Source organism: Metabacillus mangrovi (assembly GCF_009711125.1).
Lineage (GTDB): Bacteria > Bacillota > Bacilli > Bacillales > Bacillaceae > Metabacillus_B > Metabacillus_B mangrovi.
The window spans coordinates 85,408-109,636 of the sequence record NZ_WMIB01000002.1; the positions used below are offsets into that span (position 1 = coordinate 85,408).

Annotated in this window: 23 protein-coding genes, 2 riboswitches and 1 other annotated feature; of the genes, 21 read left to right on the forward strand and 2 right to left on the reverse strand. The window is 49.4% G+C overall.

All coding sequences use genetic code 11. From position 1 onward, the window contains the following. Window positions 1-14: 14 nt before the first annotated feature. The 19 genes from GKZ89_RS04465 (at window position 15) to metE (ending at window position 22,120) form a co-directional block, all read left to right on the forward strand. Window positions 15-458 carry a cell division protein SepF gene (locus GKZ89_RS04465; protein WP_155111197.1) on the forward strand — a complete coding sequence of 148 codons (444 nt, stop codon included), beginning with the start codon at window positions 15-17 and terminating at the stop codon, window positions 456-458. Window positions 459-464: 6 nt separating this feature from the next. Continuing rightward, window positions 465-728, forward strand: a complete 264-nt coding sequence (locus tag GKZ89_RS04470) for a YggT family protein (RefSeq protein ID WP_155111198.1) — start codon at window positions 465-467, stop codon at window positions 726-728. Window positions 729-805: 77 nt separating this feature from the next. Continuing rightward, window positions 806-1,594, forward strand: a complete 789-nt coding sequence (locus GKZ89_RS04475) for a YlmH family RNA-binding protein (RefSeq protein WP_241680123.1) — start codon at window positions 806-808, stop codon at window positions 1,592-1,594. Window positions 1,595-1,686: 92 nt separating this feature from the next. Further along, on the forward strand, window positions 1,687-2,199 hold the full coding sequence (locus GKZ89_RS04480) for a DivIVA domain-containing protein (RefSeq protein ID WP_162356479.1): 513 nt from the start codon (window positions 1,687-1,689) through the stop codon (window positions 2,197-2,199). A 45-nt stretch (window positions 2,200-2,244) separates the two neighbouring features. Further along, window positions 2,245-2,465 (forward strand) — a binding site (T-box leader). A gap of 90 nt (window positions 2,466-2,555) precedes the next feature. Continuing rightward, entirely contained in the window at window positions 2,556-5,327 is a 2,772-nt protein-coding gene (gene ileS / locus GKZ89_RS04485) for an isoleucine--tRNA ligase (protein ID WP_155111199.1), read from the forward strand. Between the two features lie 415 nt (window positions 5,328-5,742). Beyond that, window positions 5,743-6,105: a TraR/DksA family transcriptional regulator gene (locus GKZ89_RS04490; protein ID WP_241680124.1), complete on the forward strand. Its 363-nt coding sequence runs from the start codon at window positions 5,743-5,745 to the stop codon at window positions 6,103-6,105. Between the two features lie 100 nt (window positions 6,106-6,205). Continuing rightward, the gene (gene lspA / locus GKZ89_RS04495; protein ID WP_338324895.1) at window positions 6,206-6,685 is read left to right on the forward strand and encodes a signal peptidase II; all 480 of its coding nucleotides are present in this window, start codon (window positions 6,206-6,208) and stop codon (window positions 6,683-6,685) included. Further along, window positions 6,685-7,593, forward strand: a complete 909-nt coding sequence (locus GKZ89_RS04500; RefSeq protein ID WP_155111201.1) for an RluA family pseudouridine synthase — start codon at window positions 6,685-6,687, stop codon at window positions 7,591-7,593. The genes lspA and GKZ89_RS04500 overlap by 1 nt, the downstream gene beginning before the upstream one ends. Window positions 7,594-7,768: 175 nt before the next feature. Continuing rightward, window positions 7,769-8,314: a bifunctional pyr operon transcriptional regulator/uracil phosphoribosyltransferase PyrR gene (gene pyrR, locus GKZ89_RS04505; protein WP_155111202.1), complete on the forward strand. Its 546-nt coding sequence runs from the start codon at window positions 7,769-7,771 to the stop codon at window positions 8,312-8,314. A gap of 139 nt (window positions 8,315-8,453) precedes the next feature. Next, window positions 8,454-9,764, forward strand: a complete 1,311-nt coding sequence (locus GKZ89_RS04510) for a solute carrier family 23 protein (protein ID WP_155111203.1) — start codon at window positions 8,454-8,456, stop codon at window positions 9,762-9,764. Between the two features lie 154 nt (window positions 9,765-9,918). Beyond that, window positions 9,919-10,842, forward strand: a complete 924-nt coding sequence (locus GKZ89_RS04515) for an aspartate carbamoyltransferase catalytic subunit (protein ID WP_155111338.1) — start codon at window positions 9,919-9,921, stop codon at window positions 10,840-10,842. Next, the gene (gene pyrC, locus GKZ89_RS04520; RefSeq protein ID WP_155111204.1) at window positions 10,826-12,112 is read left to right on the forward strand and encodes a dihydroorotase; all 1,287 of its coding nucleotides are present in this window, start codon (window positions 10,826-10,828) and stop codon (window positions 12,110-12,112) included. Before GKZ89_RS04515 ends, pyrC begins: the two co-directional genes overlap by 17 nt. Beyond that, the gene (locus tag GKZ89_RS04525) at window positions 12,109-13,209 is read left to right on the forward strand and encodes a carbamoyl phosphate synthase small subunit (RefSeq protein WP_155111205.1); all 1,101 of its coding nucleotides are present in this window, start codon (window positions 12,109-12,111) and stop codon (window positions 13,207-13,209) included. The genes pyrC and GKZ89_RS04525 overlap by 4 nt, the downstream gene beginning before the upstream one ends. Then, complete coding sequence (gene carB / locus GKZ89_RS04530) at window positions 13,194-16,403, forward strand: carbamoyl-phosphate synthase large subunit (RefSeq protein WP_155111206.1); 3,210 nt, start codon at window positions 13,194-13,196, stop codon at window positions 16,401-16,403. The genes GKZ89_RS04525 and carB overlap by 16 nt, the downstream gene beginning before the upstream one ends. After that, entirely contained in the window at window positions 16,400-17,179 is a 780-nt protein-coding gene (locus tag GKZ89_RS04535; RefSeq protein ID WP_155111207.1) for a dihydroorotate dehydrogenase electron transfer subunit, read from the forward strand. Before carB ends, GKZ89_RS04535 begins: the two co-directional genes overlap by 4 nt. Then, window positions 17,173-18,105: a dihydroorotate dehydrogenase gene (locus GKZ89_RS04540; RefSeq protein WP_155111208.1), complete on the forward strand. Its 933-nt coding sequence runs from the start codon at window positions 17,173-17,175 to the stop codon at window positions 18,103-18,105. Before GKZ89_RS04535 ends, GKZ89_RS04540 begins: the two co-directional genes overlap by 7 nt. Then, on the forward strand, window positions 18,077-18,793 hold the full coding sequence (gene pyrF / locus GKZ89_RS04545) for an orotidine-5'-phosphate decarboxylase (protein ID WP_155111209.1): 717 nt from the start codon (window positions 18,077-18,079) through the stop codon (window positions 18,791-18,793). Before GKZ89_RS04540 ends, pyrF begins: the two co-directional genes overlap by 29 nt. After that, the gene (pyrE, locus tag GKZ89_RS04550; protein ID WP_155111210.1) at window positions 18,790-19,422 is read left to right on the forward strand and encodes an orotate phosphoribosyltransferase; all 633 of its coding nucleotides are present in this window, start codon (window positions 18,790-18,792) and stop codon (window positions 19,420-19,422) included. The genes pyrF and pyrE overlap by 4 nt, the downstream gene beginning before the upstream one ends. A 71-nt stretch (window positions 19,423-19,493) precedes the next feature. Next, window positions 19,494-19,681, forward strand: a riboswitch (cobalamin riboswitch). A 219-nt stretch (window positions 19,682-19,900) separates the two neighbouring features. Beyond that, window positions 19,901-22,120, forward strand: coding sequence for a 5-methyltetrahydropteroyltriglutamate--homocysteine S-methyltransferase (gene metE, locus GKZ89_RS04555; protein WP_155111211.1), 2,220 nt, complete (start codon window positions 19,901-19,903; stop codon window positions 22,118-22,120). A gap of 118 nt (window positions 22,121-22,238) precedes the next feature. Here the strand turns inward: metE and GKZ89_RS21685 are convergent, their stop codons facing one another. Then, window positions 22,239-22,505, reverse strand: coding sequence for an adenine nucleotide alpha hydrolase family protein (locus GKZ89_RS21685; RefSeq protein WP_162356512.1), 267 nt, complete (start codon window positions 22,503-22,505; stop codon window positions 22,239-22,241). 36 nt (window positions 22,506-22,541) lie between these two features. Next, entirely contained in the window at window positions 22,542-22,904 is a 363-nt protein-coding gene (locus tag GKZ89_RS21690) for a Dph6-related ATP pyrophosphatase (protein ID WP_155111213.1), read from the reverse strand. Between the two features lie 161 nt (window positions 22,905-23,065). Further along, window positions 23,066-23,172: riboswitch (SAM riboswitch) on the forward strand. A gap of 121 nt (window positions 23,173-23,293) precedes the next feature. Between GKZ89_RS21690 and GKZ89_RS04570 the strand changes: the two genes are divergently transcribed. Both GKZ89_RS04570 and GKZ89_RS04575 read left to right on the forward strand, forming a co-directional pair. Then, a complete protein-coding gene (locus GKZ89_RS04570) occupies window positions 23,294-23,407 on the forward strand; it encodes a YezD family protein (RefSeq protein ID WP_155111339.1) in 114 nt (37 codons plus the stop codon). A 113-nt stretch (window positions 23,408-23,520) separates the two neighbouring features. Next, entirely contained in the window at window positions 23,521-24,222 is a 702-nt protein-coding gene (locus GKZ89_RS04575) for a phosphoadenylyl-sulfate reductase (protein ID WP_155111214.1), read from the forward strand. Window positions 24,223-24,229 lie beyond the last annotated feature (7 nt).

Genomic DNA, 24,229 nt, shown 5'->3' on the forward strand with positions numbered 1-24,229 from the left:
AGGAGGTGTAAAAGATGAGCATAAAAAACCGGTTTAAGAACTTTTTTGCTCTTGATGAGGAAGAATATGAATATACAGAGGAACGCGTCTACGAGGAAGAAGAATCCTACCCCGCTTCCGAACAGCAGGCTCCCCGCAGGGAAGGCAAACAAAATGTGGTAAGTTTGCAAAGTGTTCAAAAATCATCTAAAGTGGTTTTGTGCGAGCCAAGAGCGTACTCAGAGGCGCAGGATATAGCAGATCAGCTTAAAAACCGGCGGGCGATCGTCGTCAATCTTCAGCGGATCCAGCATGACCAGGCAAAACGCATAGTAGATTTTTTAAGCGGAACCGTATATGCTATTGGCGGAGATATTCAAAAAATCGGCTTGAATATTTTTCTCTGCACACCTGATAACGTCGATGTATCAGGCACGATTTCCGAACTGGCAATTGAAGATGAACCCCAAAGGTGGTAATGGACGATGAATTTGGTTTTTTCAGTAGTGGCTTCTTTACTTCAAGTATACTCATACGCCATCATCATTTATATTTTGATGTCATGGTTTCCCAATGCTAGAGAAAGCAGATTCGGACAGATTCTGGCTTCGGTTGCCGAACCATTTCTGGAGCCGTTCCGCAGAATCATCCCGTCGCTTGGAATGATTGATCTTTCTCCAATCGCTGCGATTCTTGTGCTGAATCTTGCTCAAGGCGGCGTTTGGGCACTATATCGGATGATCGTTTGAAAATTCGGGACAACATGTCCCTTTTTTTATTTTTGTAAGGTAATCCCCGGCTGAACCAGGCTGCGGAGAATTGAAAAATGGTGATGAAAATGACAGATTTATACCAGCATTTCAGAGAAGAAGAGAGAGGTTTCATTGAGAAGGTCCTGGAATGGAAAGAGTTTGCTGAAACCTCATACAGCCCCCGCCTTACTGATTTTCTGGATCCAAGGGAGCAGGAAATCCTCCGTTCTGTAATTGGAGAGCAGAAGGAAGTGAGAGCTGCATTTCACGGAGGAGCAGAACATGCGGAGAGAAAGAGGGCACTCATTTACCCTGACTATATGAAGCCTGAAGCCGAAGACTTCAGTTTAAGTGTATTCAAGGTCGTTTACCCTTCCAAGTTCGTGACAATCGAGCACAGGCATGTCCTGGGATCATTGATGTCAATTGGACTGAAACGGGCTAAGTACGGCGATATCCTGATCGAAAACGGCGGGATCCAGATTGTGGCTGCTGCTGAAATGGATGACTTTTTAAGACTGCAGCTGACTGAAATCGGCAAAACAAAAGTTGAACTGGAGCAGATCAGCCTTGCAGAGGTATACGAAAAAGTGGAAGAGTGGAATGAATTTTCTGCAACAGTAAGTTCACTCAGACTGGATGCGGTCCTGTCAGCCATCTATCAGCTTTCCCGGCCGAAGGTTCTGCCCCTGATCCAGGCCGGACATGTCAAAGTGAACTGGCGCATCGCCGAACAGGGCTCCATGGAGTGCAGGGAGGGGGATGTCCTCTCAGTACGGGGGTACGGAAGAAGCAAAATATCCGGGATTAACGGCAGAACGAAAAAGGATAAACTCAGGCTGACATACGGAAGGCAAAAATAATTGGTTATTTTGGAGGATTTGCCCCATACGTGACGAATTATGAATTATAATAGGAAACAGAAGCATACCGATACATATGGAGGTGGCCGTTCGTGCCTTTAACACCGCTTGATATTCATAACAAGGAATTCAATAAGGGATTCCGCGGTTATGATGAAGATGAAGTAAATGAATTTCTTGACCAGGTCATAAAAGATTATGAGATGGTGCTTCGTGAAAAAAAGGAATATGAGAACAGGGTTTCAGAAATGGAAGATAAGCTGAGCCATTATACTGTAATCGAAGAAACACTCAATAAATCTATTCTAATTGCACAGGAAACTGCAGAAGAAGTAAAGCGCAATGCCCAGAAAGAAGCAAAACTGATCATTAAGGAAGCTGAGAAGAACGCTGACCGGATCATTAATGAGTCCCTTTCAAAATCCAGAAAGATCGCTATGGATATTGAAGAGCTGAAGAAGCAGTCAAAAGTGTTCCGCACCCGTTTCCAGATGCTGATCGAAGCACAGCTTGACCTGCTTAAAAACGATGACTGGGATCATCTGCTCGAGTATGAAGCAGAGCCGGTGTACGCTGGTGAAGAGGACGATCGTTACCGTTCTTGACTTTTCTATAGGGAATACCATATAATTTGAGCACACAATCCATATATTTCGGCGATGACAGGGACAGTAGCCTGAGTCCGTCTTAATGATAGCGAACCGGGGACGGTGAAAGCCCGGGTTAAGACCTCAGATGAACATCACCCTCGAGTTCCTGCCTGAATCACAGTAGGGCAAGGCGTCTCATTCACGATACGAATGCTGAAGTGGATGCTTTATTCGCATCTATAAGGGTGGTACCGCGTGAAGCAAGCCTTCTCGTCCCTTTCCGGGATGAGGGGGCTTTTTGTATTTTTTTAAAAAATCGCCTGCCCGTTCTGATCAGGACTGAAATCGGTAAACATTAGGAGGAAAAAGAAATGGATTATAAAAATACGCTGCTTATGCCCAAAACAGAATTCCCGATGCGCGGGAACCTGCCGAAGCGCGAGCCTGAAATGCAGGAAAAATGGGAGAACATGAAGATCTACAACAAGGTCCAGGAGCATACAAAGGACCGCCCGCTGTTCATCCTTCATGACGGACCTCCTTATGCAAACGGTGATATTCATATGGGCCATGCCATGAATAAGATCCTGAAGGATTTCATCGTCCGCTATAAATCCATGAGCGGATTCAGCGCTCCGTATGTCCCGGGATGGGATACGCACGGACTGCCGATCGAAACAGCACTGACGAAAAACAAAAAAGTGAACCGCAAAGAAATGTCTGTAGCAGAATTCAGGAAGCTGTGTGAGGAATATGCATGGACTCAGATCGAGGGGCAGCGTGAACAGTTTAAGCGTCTTGGGGTAAGAGGCGACTGGGAAAATCCGTATGTCACGATGACACCGGAATATGAGGCACAGCAAATTCTCGTGTTCGGCGAGATGGCGAAAAAGGGCTACATCTACAAAGGCCTGAAGCCGGTCTACTGGTCTCCGTCCAGTGAATCTGCGCTGGCAGAAGCGGAAATCGAATATCAGGACAAAAAATCAGCGTCCATCTATGTTGGCTTTGAAGTAAAGGATGGAAAAGGCGTGCTGGAGCAGGATGAAAAGATCGTGATCTGGACGACGACTCCGTGGACCATCCCGGCTAACCTCGGAATTTCTGTTCATCCGGATCTTGAATACAGTGTCGTCCGTGCCAACGGGGAAAAATTCGTCCTGGCTACTGACTTGCTGTCAGCAGCAGCGAAAGAGCTTGACTGGGAAGAATACGAGACAGTGCGCACGGTTAAAGGAAAAGACATGGACCGCATCACGGCCAAACACCCGCTTTATGACAGGGAGTCGCTTGTCATGCTTGGAGAGCATGTTACAACGGATGCGGGTACAGGGTGTGTCCACACAGCACCCGGCCACGGGGAGGATGACTTCTTAGTCGGACAGCAGTATGGTCTTGAAGTACTCTGCCCTGTAGACGAAAAAGGAGTGATGACAAAAGAAGCTCCGGGCTTTGAAGGTCTTTTCTACGATGAAGCGAACAAACCGATCACCGAACAGCTTCAGGAAAAAGGAGCCCTTTTAAAGCTTGCCTTCTTTACACACTCCTATCCTCATGACTGGAGAACAAAAAAACCGGTAATCTTCCGTGCGACTGCCCAGTGGTTTGCTTCGATCAAGGATTTCAGATCAGAGCTTCTAGAAGCAGTCAAGGAAACTAAATGGGTTCCTGCCTGGGGAGAAACCCGTCTTTATAACATGGTCCGCGACCGGGGCGACTGGTGCATTTCCAGACAGCGTGCATGGGGTGTGCCGATTCCGGTATTTTATGCGGAAAACGGCGAGCCGATCATTTCGGATGAAACGATCAGCCATGTATCCGCTCTGTTCCGTGAGCACGGGTCGAATATCTGGTTCGAACGTGAGACGAAAGACCTTCTTCCTGAAGGGTTCAGCCATGAAGGAAGCCCGAACGGCACATTCACGCGTGAGATGGATATTATGGACGTTTGGTTTGATTCCGGTTCGTCCCACCAGGCAGTTCTTCATGAGCGCGAAGATCTGCAGCGCCCGGCTGATCTGTATCTTGAAGGATCTGACCAATACCGCGGCTGGTTCAACTCCAGTCTTTCAACAGGAGTGGCAGTGACCGGCAAAGCACCATACAAAGGCGTTCTGAGCCATGGTTTTGCACTGGACGGACAAGGACGCAAGATGAGCAAGTCGCTTGGAAACACGGTTGTACCTGCGAAGGTTATGAACCAGCTTGGCGGAGACATCCTGCGCCTGTGGGTAGCATCTGTAGACTACCAGGCGGATGTCCGGGTATCCGATGCCATCCTGAAGCAAGTTGCCGAAGTGTACCGCAAGATCCGCAACACGTTCCGCTTCCTGCTTGGTAATCTGGATGATTTTATGCCGTCTGATGCAGTAGAGTGGAGCGAATTAAGGGACGTGGACCGCTACATGCTCGTGAAGCTGAACAAGCTGATCGACAAAGTGAAAAAGGCATACGATGACTACGAATTCGCTGTCATCTACCATGCTGTGCACAACTTCTGTACGATCGAGCTCAGCTCCTTCTATCTTGATTTTGCAAAAGATGTCCTTTACATCGAGGGGAAAGACCATCGTGACCGCCGTGCGATTCAGACCGTTCTGCATCAGACGCTGCTTGCTCTTGTAAAGCTTACGGCTCCGATTCTCCCGCATACGGCAGATGAAGTATGGGAGCAGATTCAATCTGAACAGGCAGAAAGTGTGCAGCTTACAGATATGCCGGAGAGCTCTTCCATCGCGGATGCAGCAGCACTTGAAGAAAAATGGGATGCATTCATGGGCTTGCGGGATGATGTTCTGAAAGCACTTGAAGCTGCAAGGAATGAAAAAGTCATCGGGAAATCCCTGACGGCCAAAATCACTCTCTATCCTGACCAGAAAGCCAAAGCGCTTCTGGAGTCGGTTGAAGAAGACTTGAAACAGCTCTTTATCGTTTCAGGCTTCGAGCTCGGCGGGGACCTCGAGAGTGCACCTGCAGAAGCTCAGGCATTCGGCAGTGTGAAAATCAAAGTTGAATCGGCAGAAGGCGAAACGTGCGAACGCTGCTGGATCGTTACACCTGAAGTAGGCACAGACTCCGAACACCCTGGACTTTGCAAGAGATGTGCTGAAATTGTAAAAAGAGAATACGCAACGAACGAATGATCGTTGTAAACCGGTTCCGCATAATGGCGGGCCGGTTTTTTTAGGATATCCACTATATGCTGCACTGACCCCACATTCGCTAAAGCACTAAACCTCCGTCCCCTGTTCCGGTAACTCCTTGGCTGGCAAGTGTTCAAGCCTCACTTGCCTGTTCCCCCGCTGCTTTAAAGCGGCTGGGGTCAGAGCAGTGCACGGTGCAAGCACAGGGCACCTAGCAGCCAAAGCAAACAAGAGTAAGCGCACCAGCCAAAGCAACCAACACACCCAGCCACCGCACCAACTGGCACCAACTTTAGTTTCCCGGCTGCTTCTCCCCATTTTCTCCTCATCCATCTGTGGAAAAAACTGAACAGGGTGAAGCCAGGAGCTTCGGACAAACTACTTTTACAAACCTTACAGCAGGAGTTGATCCGCATTGGCCACTGATTTTTTTGAGATCCGAAAAGAGCTTGAATTAATGCGGGAGGAGCTTAGGGAACGATTGTTCAGTCATTCCTTTTATGACAGCAGCTCGGGCGGGACGATGGAAACCCTTCTCGTGCATGTGAAGGAGGAGCTGCATGATGTGGAGCATGCCCTGAACAAGATGAACAGCGGGATGTACGGGATCTGCGAGGAGACGGGCCAGGCACTGCCGCTCGAGAGCTTGAAGTACTTGCCGACGGCCCGCTGTCTTCATGATTTCTCTTTCAAAGATCAGTATGAAAGAAAGGCGCTTCCTTTTGCTGCTGCGGAAAATCATCATTACAGCGGATACGATTACGAGGAAATATACTGAAACCGTTCCGTCAGGACGGTTTTTTCTGCTATTCCTTACTCTTTTCTTTTTTTTATGATAAAATTCATTGTATCTAAATTGAATGGCTGGAGGAACATGTGTGCGTGCAGTAAGTTACATAATTGCAATAGCGGTGATTATTCTGGACCAGCTGACAAAATGGCTGGTCGTTCAAAATTTGGAAATCGGCGAACAGATTCCGGTGATCGAAGGGTTCTTTTATATCACATCTCACCGTAATGAAGGGGCTGCCTGGGGAATTCTGCAAGGACAAATGTGGTTTTTCTATATTGTCACAGTGATTGTGATGGCAGCGCTCATCTACTATATTCAGAAGTTTGTTACGAAAGCAGGCCTCCTCGGGACTGCTCTCGGACTGATGCTTGGCGGGGCGATCGGCAACTTTATTGACCGTGTGCTTCATCAGAAGGTCGTCGATTTTGTTCAGACCATTATCTTTTCATACAATTTTCCGATCTTTAACATCGCAGACTCCGCGTTATGCATAGGGGTTGCGCTGCTGTTTATCCAAATGCTGCTTGACGGCAAAAATGAGAAAAAAGAGGGGCAAACCTTGTAATGGACATCAAAGAATTTACGATTCAAATAGAACAGGCCGGGGACAGGCTTGACAAAACATTGAGCACATTAAATGAAGACTGGTCCCGTACCCATATTCAGTCTCTCATCAAAAGCGGACTCGTTCTTGTTAACGGCCAGCCTATTAAAACGAATTATAAGGGTGCCGATGGGGATCTGGTCACGGTTGAAATTCCGGAACCGGAAGAACTGGATATCAAAGCGGAAGAAATGAACCTTGAAGTTCTCTACGAGGACAGTGACGTTCTTGTCGTGAACAAGCCAAAAGGGATGGTTGTCCATCCTGCTCCAGGTCATTTGACAGGAACGCTCGTTAACGGCCTGATGGCACACTGCAAAGACCTGTCAGGCATAAATGGAGTCATGAGACCGGGAATCGTCCACAGGATCGATAAAGACACATCCGGGCTGCTGATGGTTGCTAAAAATGATCTTGCTCATGAATCACTTGTCTCACAGCTCGTGGAGAAGTCCGTCACACGCCGGTACCGTGCTCTCGTACACGGAAACATTCCCCACGACCAGGGAACGGTGAATGCACCGATCGGCAGGGACAAACAGGACCGGCAGAGCATGACTGTAACACGGGAAAACAGCAGAGATGCAGTCACGCACTTTACTGTACTTGACCGCTTTAAGGATTTTACCCTTGTTGAATGCCAGCTGGAAACGGGCAGAACGCATCAGATCCGGGTGCATATGAAATACATCGGCTTCCCGCTCGCCGGGGATCCAAAATACGGACCGAGAAAAACGCTCAACATTGGCGGCCAGGCTCTTCATGCCGGCATATTGGGTTTTGATCATCCCCGCACTGGAGAATATCTTGAGTTTGAAGCACCGCTTCCCGAGTATTTCAGCAGTCTGCTTACTGTTCTTGAAAAATAGGGATTGACAGATAAAGCGGTGTTTGCCATAATATCTGTAGTTGAATAGAACCTTTAAATTCAGTCCTGCGAGGCTGGGAAGGATACGGCTTATTTGATCATGGAATCACTATGCCCTCTTATCCCTGCAGGATAAGAGGGCTTTATTTTTGGCTTAAGATGAGGAGGCGCCCTGCATGGCAAAAAAAGCGGTTGTACTGGACGATCAGGCAATCAGAAGAGCCCTTACAAGGATCGCCCATGAAATTATTGAGCGGAATAAGGGAATCGAAGATTGTCTGCTCGTCGGCATCAAGACAAGAGGGATCTACATTGCTGATAGACTGGCCGAGCGGATCCGCCAGATCGAGGGCCGGGATATTCCGATCGGTGAGCTCGATATCACCCTTTACAGGGATGATCTAACTAAGAAAACTGACAGTCAGGAGCCTCTTGTAAGAGGGACGGATTTGCCTGAACCGATTCAAGATAAAAAAATCATCCTTGTAGATGATGTTCTTTATACGGGCCGAACAGTCCGGGCAGCGATGGATGCTCTGGTGGATATCGGCAGACCTGCTGCCATACAGCTGGCCGTTCTTGTGGACAGGGGCCACCGTGAGCTTCCGATCCGGGCAGATTTTGTCGGAAAGAACATTCCGACTTCGGGCTCTGAGAAGATTGTGGTCGAAATGAATGAAGTAGATGAACTGGACCAGGTTTCCATTTACGAAAACGAATAGAGCGTTCTTTTTAAAGCTGTCCCGAGAGACGGCAAAGAGAACAGAATACAGCGTCCTTACCAACAGGCTGCCTGTATTTCTGCGCACCTCTTTGCTTCCCGGCAAAGAGGTCTTTTTTATATAAGGAGGAGTTAGAACGATGAATGAAAAAATCATACTCGATATAAACGAAAAGCCGAAGCCGGCTGTCTGGCTCACCTTAAGTTTTCAGCACTTATTCGCGATGTTCGGGGCAACGATTCTTGTGCCGTTTCTTGTCAAAATGGATCCTTCCGTCGCATTGATCTCAAGCGGTATCGGAACACTGATCTTTCTCTTGATCACTAAGTTCCGGGTTCCTGCCTACCTTGGCTCATCCTTCGCCTTTATCGCACCGCTTATTGCAGCCCAGACTGGCGGCGGTCCCGGTGCGGCGATGGTCGGCAGCATGATGGCAGGGGCGGTATACGCAGCAGTAGCCCTGATCATTAAAGCCACCGGCCACCGCTGGATCCTGAGGCTTCTTCCGCCGGTGGTCGTCGGACCTGTCATTATCGTAATCGGACTCGGACTTGCAGGCACTGCTGTCCAAATGGCGACCAATAATCCTGCAGGCGACTACAGCCTGCTCCATTTATCGGCAGCGCTCGTAACGCTATCTGTCACCATCATCTTCTCGGTTTACATTAAAGGATTTTTCAACCTGATTCCGGTCTTGATCGGAATTGCATCGGGCTACCTTTACTCACTTGCGATCGGCATTGTCGATTTCAGCAAAGTTGCAAACGCAAAGTTTCTTGAAATGCCGAATTTCACTATGCCGTTTCTGGATTATCAGCCTGAGTTTTCCTGGCAAATCTTCCTCCTCATGGCACCGGTTGCCCTCGTAACCCTTTCAGAGCATATCGGTCACCAGATGGTGCTGAGCAGCGTAGTAGACCGTGATCTTGTCCAAAATCCCGGCCTCCACAGGTCCATTATGGGAGACGGACTGGCGACATTTGCAGCGGCCCTTTTAGGCGGTCCGCCCAATACAACGTATGGAGAAAATATCGGCGTTTTGGCCATCACGAGAGTATACAGCGTCTTTATCCTCGGAGGGGCTGCGGTCCTCGCGATCGCGTTCGGTTTCATTGGAAAGATTTCAGCACTGATCAGCAGCATCCCGACACCTGTGATGGGCGGAGTATCGATTCTTCTCTTCGGGATCATCGCTTCATCCGGATTAAGAATGATGATTGACAGCAAGATTGACCTGGGGGATAAACGGAGCCTGATCATCTCTTCGGTTATTCTTGTCATCGGAATCGGAGGGGCAGTCATCAAAATCGGCAACAGCTTCGAGCTTCACGGGATGGCGCTTGCAGCCATCATCGGAGTTGTCCTGAATCTGGTGCTCCCGGGCAGCGAGTCCAAACAAAAAAATGCGCATAAAGAAGGCCGGTCTGGCCAGTCAAGCGCAGTTTCCTGAATACACATACCTTTTAAGCGGATCCAGAGAGATCCGCAAGGGTGTAAGGATGGCGGAGTCAGCCACCCTTGTTTCCAGCACCCTGAATGAGCTGTTCAGGGTGCTTTTCTTTTACAGTAAGATTTCAGCTGAAACGAAAGAGGGGGAACGGAAGATGAAGCATTTGTTAACGATGGCCGGTCTTGCAGATGAGGAGATTATGAAGTTGATTGAAGAGGCGCGTGCCTTCAAATCCGGGAAGCTTCCTGAGCCCTGCCTTTCGCCGGTATTCGCTGCCAATTTGTTTTTTGAGCCAAGCACAAGAACGAGGTTCAGCTTTGAGGCAGCTGAAAAAAGACTGGGGATGCATGTGCTGAATTTTCAGGCAGAAGCTTCCAGTGTGCTGAAGGGAGAATCCCTTTATGATACCGTCCGCACGCTGGAGGCAATCGGAGCGAATGCTGCGGTTATCCGGCATCCGCAGGAACGGTTTTACGAGGAACTGGCGGACCGCGTTTCGATTCCAATCATTAATGCAGGGGACGGCTGCGGCCAGCACCCTACGCAGTCGCTGCTGGATTTAATGACAATTTATGAGGAGTTCGGCCGCTTTGAAGGGCTTAAGATCAGCATCCATGGAGATATCCGCCACAGCCGGGTAGCGCGCTCCAATGCAGAGACGCTCACGAGGCTCGGAGCAGAAGTCCTGTTTTCAGGACCGCCGGAATGGCAGGACGACGCCAATCCGTTCGGCGCGTATACGCCGGTGGATGAGGCGATGGAGAAGTCTGATGCCGTCATGCTGCTCCGTATTCAGCATGAACGCCACTCATCCGGGATGGGCGGTACAGCGGGTTACCTTGAAGAATACGGTCTGACACGCAGGAGAGAGAACCGGATGAAGAAGGACGCCATCATTCTTCATCCAGCCCCGATCAACAGGGGAGTTGAAATAGATGACAGCCTGGTGGAGTGCAGCCGCTCCAGAATTTTTAAACAGATGGAAAACGGAGTTTACATCCGAATGGCCGTCCTCACACGGGCACTTACCCGTAATTCAGAGAAAAAGGGAGAGAACGAGCATGTCTTATATTCTTAAAAATGCAGAGATTCTATCACCTGAGGGAGATAGGGTTACAAGAGATCTCCTCATTGAGAACGGGAAAATTGCACGGATACAGGAAAAAATCCAGCTGCCGGGCATAAAGGAAATCGATGCCTCCGGCTGCTTTCTTTCAGCCGGTCTGACCGATCTGCATGTTCACTTGAGAGAGCCCGGCGGAGAACATAAAGAAACGATTGCAACCGGTACAAAGGCGGCAGCAAAAGGCGGATTCACCACCATTGCGGCCATGCCGAATACAAGACCCGTTCCTGACACGAAGGAGCATTTGGAGTCTTTGGTGGAAAGGATTGAAAAGGATGCGCTCGTCCGCGTTCTGCCTTACGCCTCGATTACAGAACGGGAGGCTGGAAAGAAGCTGACCGATTTTTCCGAACTGAAAGAAGCCGGAGCGTTTGCCTTTACGGATGATGGCGTCGGGGTTCAAGAAGCAGGAATGATGCTGCAGGCGATGAAAAATGCAGCGCGGGCAGGGATGAGCATCGTTGCACATTGCGAGGAACATTCCCTCATCAATAAAGGAGCTGTTCACGAAGGTTCTTACTCGGAAAAGAATGGATTGAACGGCATTCCTTCTGTTTGTGAGTCTGTACATATTGCGCGAGATGTTCTGCTGGCAGAGGCTGCGGGATGCCACTACCACGTCTGCCATATCAGCACGAAAGAGTCGGTCCGCACAGTCCGGGATGCGAAGCGGGCGGGAATAAGAGTCACTGCGGAGGTCACTCCCCATCATCTTATCCTGTGTGAAGAGGACATACCGGGCCTTGATCCGAATTTTAAAATGAATCCGCCTTTACGGGCAAAAGAAGACCGGGATGCACTGCTGGAAGGGCTTTTGGATGGAACAATCGATTTTATCGCCACCGATCATGCACCGCACACACTTGAGGAAAAAGCGGAAGGGATGGCCTCTGCCCCATTTGGTATTACCGGCCTAGAGACAGCGTTCCCGCTGCTGTATACCGAGCTGGTGTTAAAAGGAAAAGCAACGCTTGAACAGCTTATTGCATGGCTCACCTTTCTCCCCGCAAAAGCCTTTGCACTGCCTTACGGACGGCTCGAAGAAGGGGCGTATGCAGATCTCGTTCTGATCGACTTGCAGAAGGAAAAGCAAATCGATCCTGAAAACTTTGAATCCAAAGGGAAAAACACACCGTTTGCCGGCTGGAGCTGTAAAGGGTGGCCGGTTCTGACCATCGCAGCAGGAAAAATTATTTTTGATGAAAGGGGAGTTTCAGTATGAAAAGAATGCTCATATTGGAAGACGGAACCGTATTTACCGGGACAGGTTTTGGAAGTGAAAGAGAATCCATAGGAGAGATTGTGTTTAACACCGGCATGACGGGTTATCAGGAAATACTCTCTGATCCTTCCTATTGCGGCCAAATCGTCACGATGACCTACCCGCTTATCGGAAATTATGGTATCAACCGGGACGATTTTGAGAGCATCACCCCTTTTGCGGGAGGACTGATTGTTAAAGAACATGCTGCATACCCTTCAAATTGGAGGAGCGAATATTCCCTGGATGAGTATTTAAAAATGAAAAACATTCCGGGACTCGCAGGCATTGATACAAGAAAGCTGACGAGAATCATCCGCAGCCATGGTTCGCTGAAAGGCGCTCTATGTGCAGGTGACACCGATCCTAAAGAAATGGCCGAAAAATTGCGTGCCGTCAGGCTTCCTGTAAACCAGGTCGAGCGGGTTTCCGCACGGACTCCCTACGCAAGCCCGGGAAGAGGGAAGAGAGTGGTCCTGGCTGACTTCGGCATGAAGCACGGCATTCTAAGGGAACTGAACAAGAGGCATTGTGATGTGGTCGTGGTCCCGTATCATACTTCCGCAGAAGAAATTCTTCAGCTGAACCCTGACGGTATCATGCTGTCAAACGGGCCCGGGGATCCAAAGGATGTGCCGGAGGCGATAGAGATGATCAAAGGGGTGCTTGGAAAGGTGCCGCTGTTCGGGATCTGTCTGGGGCACCAGCTGTTTGCTCTCGCATGCGGCGCGGACACGGAAAAAATGAAGTTCGGACACAGGGGATCGAACCATCCGGTCAAAGATGTAAAGACGGGCAAAGTGGCCATCACGTCTCAAAACCACGGCTATACCGTCAAGGAAGACAGCCTGGATGGAACGGATCTGATTGTCACTCATCTTGCGTTAAACGATCATACAATCGAAGGCTTGGAGCATAAAGAGCTGTCTGCTTTCACTGTACAGTATCATCCGGAAGCATCACCAGGACCGGAGGACGCGAACGGGTTATTCGACCAATTCATGGAGCGTATTGAATCAGCTGGAAAGGCGGGGGAACAGTTATGCCAAAGCGTTTAGACATCAAAAGAATTCTTGTGATCGGGTCTGGACCGATTGTGATCGGACAGGCAGCGGAGTTTGACTATGCAGGCACCCAGGCGTGCATTGCCCTGAAAGAAGAAGGATATGAAGTGATCCTTGTCAATTCAAATCCGGCTACAATTATGACGGATACGGAAATTGCAGATAAAGTTTATATTGAACCGCTGACAGCTGAATTTGTCAGCAGTATTATCCGCAAAGAGCGGCCGGACGCACTCGTGCCGACACTTGGAGGACAGACGGGCCTTAACCTGGCAGTCGAGCTTGCAGATTCCGGGGTTCTTACTGAATGCGGAGTCGAAATTCTTGGAACAAGTCTTGAAGCCATTCAGAAAGCGGAGGACCGGGACTTGTTCAGGAAGCTTATGAATGAACTGAATGAGCCGGTTCCTGACAGTGAGATTGTCCATACGGTCAGCGAAGCATTTGTGTTCGCAGAGAAAATCGGCTATCCGATTATCGTAAGACCTGCCTTTACGCTCGGAGGAACAGGCGGCGGCATCTGCAGCAATGAAGAGGAACTCGCTGAAACAGTCGCGTTCGGATTAAAATCCAGTCCGGTCACTCAGTGCCTGCTTGAAAAAAGCATTGCCGGTTTCAAGGAAATCGAATATGAAGTGATGAGAGACAGCGGAGATCATGCGATCGTGGTCTGTAATATGGAGAATTTCGATCCAGTCGGGATCCATACAGGGGACAGCATCGTGGTGGCACCTTCCCAGACTCTGAGCGACAGGGAATACCAGCTGCTGCGAAATGTTTCACTGAAAATTATCCGTGCCCTCGGGATCGAAGGCGGCTGCAATGTCCAGCTGGCACTGGATCCTGACAGCTTTCAATATTACATCATAGAAGTGAATCCGCGCGTCAGCCGGTCATCTGCCCTCGCTTCAAAGGCGACCGGCTACCCGATCGCCAAGCTGGCAGCAAAGATTGCGATTGGCCTGACTCTCGATGAGATGATGAATCCGGTAACAGGCAAAACCTATGCATGCTTTGAACCGGCCCTTGACTATATCGTAACGAAAATTCCGCGCTGGCCGTTTGATAAATTCGAATCGGCAAACCGCTGGCTCGGCACCCAGATGAAGGCCACCGGAGAAGTGATGGCCATCGGCCGGTCCTTTGAGGAATCCCTTCTGAAGGCAGTCCGGTCCCTTGAAGCGGAGGTGTGCCATCTGCAGCTGAAAAATGCAGCCCGGCATGATGACCGGCATATCGAAAAAAGAATCCGCAAAGCAGGAGATGAGCGCCTCTTTTACCTGGCTGAAGCATTAAGGAGAGGCACCACAACGGACACCCTGCATGAATGGAGCAGCATCGATCTCTTTTTCCTGAATAAACTTGCAGGAATCATTGCGCTGGAGAAAAAAACAGCAGAGAACCCATTTGATCTGAACGTGCTTCAGGAAGTGAAACGGAACGGTTTTTCTGATCAGGCGGTCGCTGACCTCTGGAATACGGCTGAGCGGGAAGTATATGAGTTCCGGAAGCAGTCGCGGCTCATGCCGGTTTACAAAATGGTGGACACGTGCGCGGCAGAATTCGAGTCAGCCACCCCCTATTTTTATGGAACATATGAAGAAGAAAACGAATCAGTGGTCACGCCCCGGAAGAGTGTGCTTGTTCTCGGTTCCGGACCGATCCGCATCGGCCAGGGGGTAGAATTCGATTACGCTACCGTTCATTCTGTATGGGCGATAAAAGAAGCAGGGTATGAGGCGGTCATCATCAACAACAATCCTGAGACCGTATCAACGGACTTCAGCATTTCTGACAAGCTCTACTTTGAGCCTTTGACAGCGGAAGACGTCATGCATGTGATTGAACTGGAAAAGCCTGAAGGGGTCGTTGTTCAGTTCGGAGGCCAGACGGCCATCAATCTAGCGGATGAACTGTCTGCGAGAGGGGTCAAAATTCTGGGTACTTCCCTTGAGGATCTGGACCGGGCAGAAAACCGGGACAAATTTGAAAAGACTCTTCAGGAGCTTGGCATTCCCCAGCCGCTTGGGAGAACCGCCTTTTCTGCAAAAGAGGCAGCACTGATCGCCGGGGACATCGGCTATCCGGTTCTTGTCAGACCGTCCTATGTACTGGGCGGCCGAGCGATGGAAATCGTATACAGGGAAGAAGAACTGCTGCACTATATGGAGAATGCGGTAAAAGTGAACCCGGCTCATCCGGTGCTGATCGATAAATACCTGACAGGCAAAGAGATTGAAGTCGATGCGATCTGTGACGGAGAGACAGTCGTGATTCCGGGCATTATGGAGCATATTGAAAGAGCGGGAGTCCACTCCGGTGACTCGATCGCTGTCTACCCTCCGCAAACCCTTACAGAGGACTGTAAACAGAAAATTACAGAATACACGATTGCTCTTGCAAAAGGGTTGAATATCTCCGGGCTGCTCAATATCCAATTCGTCATTTCCGATCAGCGCGTGTATGTTCTGGAGGTTAACCCGAGATCAAGCAGAACGGTTCCATTCCTGAGCAAAATTACCGGAATTCCAATGGCGAACCTGGCAGCAAAAGCAGTACTCGGCAAAAAGCTTGCTGACATGGGATACAAAACAGGTCTTGCCGAAGAAAAAGCGGGAGTCTATGTAAAAGTGCCTGTCTTCTCATTTGCAAAGCTCAGGATGGTTGATATCACGCTCGGTCCTGAAATGAAATCGACAGGAGAAGTAATGGGGAAAGATGCGACGCTTGAAAAAGCGCTCTATAAAGGACTTGTCGCTTCCGGTATCCAGATTCATAAATACGGATCTGTTCTGCTCACTGTGGCTGATAAAGATAAGACGGAAGGCACAGAAATCGCGCGCCGCTTCAGCAGGATCGGCTATCAGATCCTTGCGACAAGCGGAACAGCCGACTATTTGAGAGAAGCAGGAATCCCGGCAAAAGTTGTAAACAAAATCAGCGAACAGCCGAACCTTCTGGATGTAATCCGGAGCGGTGAAGCGCAGTTTGTCATCAATACTTTGACAAGGGGCAAACAGCCTGAAAGGGACGGGTTTAAAATCCGCCGTGAATCTGTGGAGAACGGGGTTCCCTGTCTGACTTCTCTGGATACCGCAAAAGCGATCTTGAGAGTTCTTGAGTCGATGAGCTTCTCAACGGAAGCGATGCAGGAGCTGAATCCTGGGAGGGAGGCCGTGCTGTTATGATCCGCAAAGAAAAGCTGCTTATCGTCTCACACCGCGAGATCGCGAGGGATATTTTTGAGCTTACCTTCCAGGGAGATCTCGCTGCTGAAATCAAAAGGCCCGGACAGTTTGTTCACGTGAAGGTGTCCGATGCTGCAGTCCCGCTGCTGAGAAGGCCGGTCAGCATCGCCCGCGCCGATGCAGCTGCCGGAACGATCACACTGATCTACAGAAGAGGCGGGGAAGGAACCGCTCTTTTGGCAGCGCGAAAACAGGGAGAGCGGGTGGATGTCATCGGCCCTCTCGGGAACGGGTTCCCTGCAGATGATTCCTTAAAAGGGAGGAAGGTCCTGCTCGCAGGCGGAGGAATCGGTGTTCCTCCCCTGTACGGCCTTTCGCTGAAGCTGAAGGCACTGGGGGCAGAGCCGGTCCATGTCCTCGGCTTTGATACGAAGAGTTCTGTGTTTTATGAAAAAGAATTTGAAGCCATAGGAGAAACGTTCGTATCTACAGTCGACGGAAGTACCGGTACAAAAGGGTTTGTCACGGATATCATCGATTTGTTCCGCCTCAACTTTGATACCCTGTATGCCTGCGGACCGGTTCAAATGCTGAAGGCGCTTGAAATGCGCTTTCCGGAAAAGGAAGTTTATCTGTCTCTTGAAGAACGGATGGGCTGCGGGATTGGAGCCTGCTTTGCATGTGTCTGCCATGTTCCGGGAGACCCGGATGGATACAGGAAGGTCTGCAGCGACGGGCCGGTCTTTAAAGCAGGAGAGGTGGTGCTGTCATGCTGAATATCGAACTGCCGGGACTGAGCCTCAAAAACCCGGTCATGCCCGCTTCAGGCTGCTTCGGGTTCGGGAAAGAATTCGCCGGTTTATACGATTTGAACAGGCTCGGGGCGATTATGATCAAAGCTGCCACACCGGAGGCGAGATTTGGAAATGAAACACCAAGGGTGGCAGAGACGCCGTCAGGCATGCTGAATGCGATCGGATTGCAGAACCCTGGTCTTGATAAGATCCTTGCTGAAGAGCTTACTGCATTGGAGCAATATGATGTACCGGTCATCGCCAATATAGCAGGATCGAGGATAGAAGATTATGTAAGAGTGGCGGAAGAGATCAGTGCAGCTCCGAACACGTCTGCGCTGGAGCTGAATATCTCCTGTCCAAACGTTAAAACAGGCGGAATCGCATTCGGTACGGATCCTGTGATGGCCGGAGAACTGACGAAGGCGGTAAAACGGGTTTCTTCCGTGCCTGTATATGTGAAGCTTTCGCCTAACGTTACAAGCATTACGGAAATCGCCATGGCGGTTGAACAGGCCGGAGCGGATGGACTGACCATGATCAATACCCTCCTTGGAATGCGCATTGACTTGAGAACGGGAAAGCCGGTGCTTGCCAATAAGACAGGCGGATTATCCGGTCCTGCCATCAAACCGGTCGCCATCCGGATGATCCATGAAGTAAGCAGAGCCGTATCCATCCCTATCATTGGGATGGGGGGCATCCAATCTGCGGAGGATGTGCTTGAATTTCTTTTTGCCGGTGCGAGTGCAGCTGCTGTAGGAACAGCCAACTTTGTCAATCCATTCATCTGTTTGGAAATTATTGATGAGCTTCCGTCTGTATTAAAGAAATACGGGTACAGCCACATCCGTGAATGCATAGGAAGGAGCCATGAGGATGAAGCAGCCTATCATTATCGCACTTGATTTTGACAGTATAACCGATACGAAGAAGTTTCTGGCCGGAATGGGCGGACAGAAACTGTATGTAAAAGTAGGGATGGAACTGTTTTATAAAGAAGGACCGGGCATTGCAGACATGCTGAAGTCAGAGGGGCATCATCTTTTTCTTGATCTTAAGCTTCATGATATTCCGAATACAGTCAAAAAGGCGATGAAAGTCCTTGCTTCTCTTAACCCTGATCTGCTGAATGTCCATGCTGCAGGCGGCAGGGCGATGATGGAGGCAGCTCTTGAGGGGCTTGAGGCCGGGACACCGGCCGGATGCAGCCGTCCGAAGCTCATAGGAGTGACCCAGCTGACGAGCACGCCTCCGGATATGCTCCGCCGAGAGCTTTTGATTGAAAAAAGCATGGAAGAAACGGTCATCAGCTATGCGAAGTTGGTCCGGGATGCCGGTCTGGATGGCGTGGTGTGCAGCGTGCAGGAATCCAGGACAGTGAAAGCTGCCTGCGGCCCGTCCTTTTTAACCGTTACACCGGGAATCCGTCTTCCGGGGGATCCGGCGGGAGACCAGGCGCGCACCGCGACTCCGGAGCTTGCGAGACGCGAGCTTGCAGACCATGTGGTTTCAGGAAGAAGCATCACCGGAAAAGAAGATTCTCTGAAAGCATATACGGAAATGCTAAAAGAATGGGAGAGTGTACGGATATGAAAAACGCTATTGCCGCTTCACTGCTAGAGATTGAAGCCGTCTCACTGAAGCCGAATGATCCTTTTACGTGGTCGAGCGGGATGCTGTCTCCTATATATTGTGATAACCGTTTGACCCTGTCCTACCCGGTTGTGCGAAAAATGATCGCTGAAGGTCTGGCCGCTCTTGTGCGCCGGGATTTTCCGGACGCGACCCTTATTGCCGGTACGGCTACAGCCGGCATCGCCCATGCTGCACTCGTAAGCGATATTCTGGGACTCCCGATGTGCTACGTCCGAAGCAGTGCGAAAGGCCACGGCAAAGGGAATGTAATCGAAGGGAAAGCAGGTCCCGGGGACAGGGCAGTCGTCATTGAAGATTTGATTTCAACAGGAGGAAGCTCGATCCATACTGCACATTCACTTCAGCAGGCAGGCGCGGAAGTGCTCGGAGCAGCGGCTATTTTTACATACGGATTTAAAGCCGCCGAAGAAAACTTTAGAAAAGCAGGGCTCCCTTACTGCACATTAACCGATTATTCGACACTGATCATGATCGCAGAAGAAGAAAACAGGATCAGCAGAGAGGATTTAAAAAAGCTCGACAAATGGAGGCAGGATCCGGCATCTGGTGAATGGCGGGAAGTTTAATCTGTCTGAATGATGGGATTAGTCTTGCAATTGAGAAAGAGAGTATGCTATAAAAGATACTATCCGTTACATAATCCATAGGAACAACAGGTACCGCATTTTTTTGCGGTTTAATAGGGAATCCGGTTGTAATCCGGAGCTGTCCCCGCAACTGTACGTGCTGACGATCAAGCAAAAAGGCCACTGTCCACCGGATGGGAAGGCGCTTGAGAGGTTTTAAGGCACAAGCCAGGAGACCTGCCTGTTTTCCTTCAAGTTTTCGGTCTTCGGGGGGTGAGATTCCAGAAAACGATCATGAAACCACATGCTTTTTTGTGCTGCTTTTCATCGATCGTTTCAGGCTGTCCGAAGCCATTCCTGCTAGTGCGGGAATGGCGCCGGGCAGCCTTTTTCAGTTTTACAGAAGCGGGGGCGGGATTGTAAATGGTAACGGATGCTTATCCCGTCTATGAAAAAAGATGAAAAGGAGATCGGCACAATGGCGATATATAGCAGCAATCAAGGCTACCCAAGAATGGGGCAGGACAGAGAATGGAAACGGACGCTAGAGCAGTTCTGGAAAAAGGAAATGAGTGAGGAAGAGTTTTCTGCACGGATGAAAAAGCTGAAATCCATACATGTAAAAAAACAGGCGGATGCCGGCATCCACATTGTCCCGGCCGGTGATTTTACCTATTATGACCAGATGCTTGATACCGCATTTATGTTTAATCTGATTCCGGAAAGACATAAATCGGATCATCCGCTTTCACTCGGCAGCTACTTTTCCATGGCCAGGGGATCGGATGATGCGCATGCCTGCGCGATGAAAAAATGGTTTGATACGAACTATCATTACGTTGTTCCGGAATGGGAAGAAGACTATGAACCGCGCCTGAACTTTAATAAGCCTCTCGAGGACTACCTTGAGGCGAAGGAGGCAGCAGAATGCAAACCGGTGATCATCGGCCCGTATACGTTTATCATTCTGAGCAAAGGCTGCCATTCGCTAAAGGAGGCAGCAGACAAGCTCCTTCCTTTGTATATCCAGTGTTTCCGCGAACTGAAAGAGCACGGAGCCGAACTGGTTCAGGTGGATGAACCGGCTTTTGTGTACGAGGGTCTGGAAGAAGATCTGCACGTGATCTTTTCCATTTATGAAGCCTTCGCTGAGGCTGTACCGGATCTCAAGCTTCTCATCCAAACCTACTTTGAAGCACCGGAAGCTTATGAAAAACTTACAGCGCTTCCGGTCAGCGGCTGGGGACTGGATTTTACAAAGGGGAATACGATAGAACTTCTGAAAACCCATGGCTTCCCAAAAGATAAAATCCTGGCAGCCGGTATTGTAGACGGAAGAAACATTTGGCGGACGAATGGAGCCGCGGCACTGGATCTGCTGTACTTTTTAATCCATGAAGTTCAGCCTGCTGATCTGCACATCCAGCCCTCCTGCAGTTTGATCCATGTACCTGAAACGGCTGAGGGAGAAGATGGACTGCCGGAAGGGCTGCTTGAAAATCTCGCTTTTGCTCAGGAAAAACTGGAGGAGGTTGTCACTCTTGTAAACGCAGAGAATGCTGACGCCAGAGAAAAAATTCTTCAATGGAGTACAAGCAGCCAGCCTGAGGCCGGTCCAAGCAGCAAATCGCTGAGGCGGGCACAGTCTTTTTCTGAAAGAACACGTCTTCAACAGCGTGTGTTCCGTCTGCCTGAGCTTCCATTAACGACAATCGGCAGCCTTCCTCAAACAAAGGAAGTCAGGAGAAACCGGAAGTCCTTTAAAGATGGCACCATCACAAAAGATCAGTATGAACGGTTCATTCAGGAAGAAACGAAAAGATGGATTAACATACAGGAAGAGCTGGGCATGGATGTCCTGGTTCACGGTGAATTTGAACGGAACGACATGGTGGAATATTTCGGGGAGAATCTGGACGGATTTGCATTTACCAGAAAAGGCTGGGTCCAATCCTATGGTTCAAGAGGCGTCAAGCCGCCGGTTATCTATGATGATGTCCAATGGCGCGGGCCGATCACCCGTGATTTAACCTTATATGCCCAATCCCTTACGGAGAAACCGGTAAAAGGAATGCTGACAGGTCCGGTTACTATTTTAAACTGGTCTTTTGCAAGGGAAGACCGTTTCAGTGAATCCATCGCCTGGTCGATCGCGCAGGCCCTCAGAAAAGAGGTGCACGCTCTGGAAGAAGCAGGCATCAGGATGATCCAGATAGACGAGCCGGCATTCAGAGAAGGTCTGCCGCTTAAAGCAAGCAAACAGGAATCCTATTCCCGCTGGGCTGTGAATGCCTTTCGGGCGTCCCATTATGATGTAAAAGCAGAAACGCAAATTCATACGCATATGTGCTACAGTGAATTTTCGGAAATGCTGCCGGTGATCTCCGAAATGGATGCAGATGTCCTTTCTATAGAAGCTTCAAAAGGTGGAGGCGAGCTGATCCGTACATTTAAAGATTTTCAATATGATAAGAGTATCGGTCTTGGGGTATACGATATCCACAGCCCCCGCATTCCGTCTGTGAAAGAAATGGAAGCCGTGATCAGGCACTGCCTGGAGGTACTCCCGGCGGAACGGTTCTGGATCAATCCGGATTGCGGACTAAAGACAAGGTCTGAAGCCGAGGCTGTGAAGTCTATGGAAAACATGGCAAAAGCAGCCCGGATCGTAAGAGAGAGCCTGAAGCAGACCGTTTAAAGAGTATCCTGCTGCAAGGAAGGGAACGCATGCTTTTACGTGCGTTCCCTTTTCTCTGTCTTGCACTGGATCAGAGAAGTTCCATGCAAAACCACTGCTGAAGACATTTTGCCGCACCTTAGCTTTCCAGCAGCCTGAGCGTCAAAAATGGCGCAAGAGAATCGTCTTGTCCATCTTCAGAGTACTTCACGGAGCTGTTAAAAATCGGGCCATCCGATACGAATGTATGGAACTCCCCGTTCTCTCCGCAAGGATCTGCGGCTTCTGGAAGACGTTCAAGGAAGCGGTGACTGTAGGGCATGCCCAGACATTCTGCCGGAAGAACAGATGAGTCGATTCCGCAAACTGTAGCCTTATAGCCCTTTTCAATACATTCAAAAGCAATTGAGTCCGCTTTTTCCCCCCAAAGAGGAAAAACAGACTATAGGCCGCACTCTTCAGTGAGCTGTTCTCTGTACTTCCTGATATCCTCCTGAAAAAGGTCACCATAAGAAATGGCCTCGGCGCCATTTTTTTTGCACAATTTCAGAAAATCTTTCATGTGTTCTTCATATTCTTTATTAACTGGAGAAGGAGGAAGCTTTACAAAACGGATAGGGAAATCAAGCGATGCTGCCTGCTGCTCCAGCAGGGCATGCGGGATGCCGTGAAACGGCACGCGGCCGGTCTCCGCGCTGATTGATGTAAACAGCTCCATAACAGAGTGATTTTTGCTTGCGGTAAGTCTTTCAAGCATGATGGCACTGTCTTTGCCGCCGCTCCACGAAACGATTGTTTTTTTCACAGTAAACCGCCGCCAATCCTTTTTTAGAGTGCTTTCAAAAATATTTTAATGCGATTTTCCTTGTTAAATCAAGGTTTATAAGAATTTTCATAAAACCTACCTGTTAACTCGGGTTGACAATCGTTCGAATTGTGCTAAAATTTGAAATCAATAACAGCTTATACTTATCCAGAGCGGCGGAGGGAACTGGCCCTGTGAAGCCCGGCAACCTGCTTGACAGGCAAGGTGCCAAATCCTGCAAAATGGAACCCATTTTGAGAGATAAGGAGAATCTACTCCTCTTAAGTCTTTCTGGATGGAAGGCTTTTTATTTTCGTCTCTGTCAAGCGGACAGAGCCATTTTCAAGGAGGGACTGTAAGTGGGGGAGCAGAATCAGCTCGATGAAGTAATGGGAACCCTGAAAGAAATGCTTCAGGCTATGAAGTACGGGTCCATTACCCTGATCGTTCAGGATGGGAAAATTATTCAGCTCGAAAAAAATGAAAAAGTCAGATTAAAATAAACGTTTGAAGCTGACCAGACAACTGGAGGCGGGAGCGGAAGATGCACAGTTAATTTGTGCTGTCTTCTGTTCCCGCCTTTTTTAACGCAGTAAAAGAAGAGAGGTGCAGCAGGATGCTGACGTACGAAAACTGGACGGAAACCGCACCGGGTTTTGAAGATGCGGATAAAGCGGGTGAAGCATTGAACGTATTGAAGTGGGCCTATTCGGAATACGGGAATGATCTCGTTTATGCATGCAGCTTCGGTATAGAGGGAATCGTTCTCATCGAACTGATTTCAAGAGTTAAAAAGGATGCAAGAATCGTATTTTTGGATACAGAGCTTCATTTCCAGGAAACGTATGATTTGATCAGCCGTGTAAAAGCAAGATACCCGGATTTGAAAATTACGATGAAAAAACCGCCGCTGACCGTTGCAGAGCAGGCGGCAGAGCATGGAGACGAGCTTTGGAAAAAAGATCCGAACGCATGCTGCAAAATCAGGAAGGTCCTCCCGCTGCGAGAAGTGATGAGCGGAGAGAAGGCATGGATATCAGGATTGCGGAGAGAACAGTCTCCATCGAGGAGAAGCACCCAATTTCTGAACCGGGATGAAAAGTTTGAAAACATAAAAGTTTGTCCCCTTATTCATTGGACGTGGAAGGATGTCTGGCGTTTTGCCCATAAAAACAGCCTGGATTACAATGTCCTTCACGATAAAGGCTATCCGAGCATCGGCTGTCAGCCGTGCACCCAGCCGGCATTTGATTTGAACGATTCAAGAGCCGGAAGATGGAACGGCAGCCAGAAAACCGAATGCGGACTTCACGGATGAGGCGGGT

Coding starts and splice junctions, on each gene's coding strand:
- GKZ89_RS04465 (WP_155111197.1), top strand. CDS start 15: ATGAGCATAAAAAACCGGTTTAAGAACTTTTTTGCTCTTGATGAGGAA.
- GKZ89_RS04470 (WP_155111198.1), top strand. CDS start 465: ATGAATTTGGTTTTTTCAGTAGTGGCTTCTTTACTTCAAGTATACTCA.
- GKZ89_RS04475 (WP_241680123.1), top strand. CDS start 806: ATGGTGATGAAAATGACAGATTTATACCAGCATTTCAGAGAAGAAGAG.
- ileS (WP_155111199.1), top strand. CDS start 2,556: ATGGATTATAAAAATACGCTGCTTATGCCCAAAACAGAATTCCCGATG.
- GKZ89_RS04500 (WP_155111201.1), top strand. CDS start 6,685: ATGGACATCAAAGAATTTACGATTCAAATAGAACAGGCCGGGGACAGG.
- pyrR (WP_155111202.1), top strand. CDS start 7,769: ATGGCAAAAAAAGCGGTTGTACTGGACGATCAGGCAATCAGAAGAGCC.
- GKZ89_RS04510 (WP_155111203.1), top strand. CDS start 8,454: ATGAATGAAAAAATCATACTCGATATAAACGAAAAGCCGAAGCCGGCT.
- GKZ89_RS04515 (WP_155111338.1), top strand. CDS start 9,919: ATGAAGCATTTGTTAACGATGGCCGGTCTTGCAGATGAGGAGATTATG.
- pyrC (WP_155111204.1), top strand. CDS start 10,826: ATGTCTTATATTCTTAAAAATGCAGAGATTCTATCACCTGAGGGAGAT.
- GKZ89_RS04525 (WP_155111205.1), top strand. CDS start 12,109: ATGAAAAGAATGCTCATATTGGAAGACGGAACCGTATTTACCGGGACA.
- carB (WP_155111206.1), top strand. CDS start 13,194: ATGCCAAAGCGTTTAGACATCAAAAGAATTCTTGTGATCGGGTCTGGA.
- GKZ89_RS04535 (WP_155111207.1), top strand. CDS start 16,400: ATGATCCGCAAAGAAAAGCTGCTTATCGTCTCACACCGCGAGATCGCG.
- GKZ89_RS04540 (WP_155111208.1), top strand. CDS start 17,173: ATGCTGAATATCGAACTGCCGGGACTGAGCCTCAAAAACCCGGTCATG.
- pyrF (WP_155111209.1), top strand. CDS start 18,077: ATGAAGCAGCCTATCATTATCGCACTTGATTTTGACAGTATAACCGAT.
- pyrE (WP_155111210.1), top strand. CDS start 18,790: ATGAAAAACGCTATTGCCGCTTCACTGCTAGAGATTGAAGCCGTCTCA.
- metE (WP_155111211.1), top strand. CDS start 19,901: ATGGCGATATATAGCAGCAATCAAGGCTACCCAAGAATGGGGCAGGAC.
- GKZ89_RS04570 (WP_155111339.1), top strand. CDS start 23,294: ATGGGAACCCTGAAAGAAATGCTTCAGGCTATGAAGTACGGGTCCATT.
- GKZ89_RS04575 (WP_155111214.1), top strand. CDS start 23,521: ATGCTGACGTACGAAAACTGGACGGAAACCGCACCGGGTTTTGAAGAT.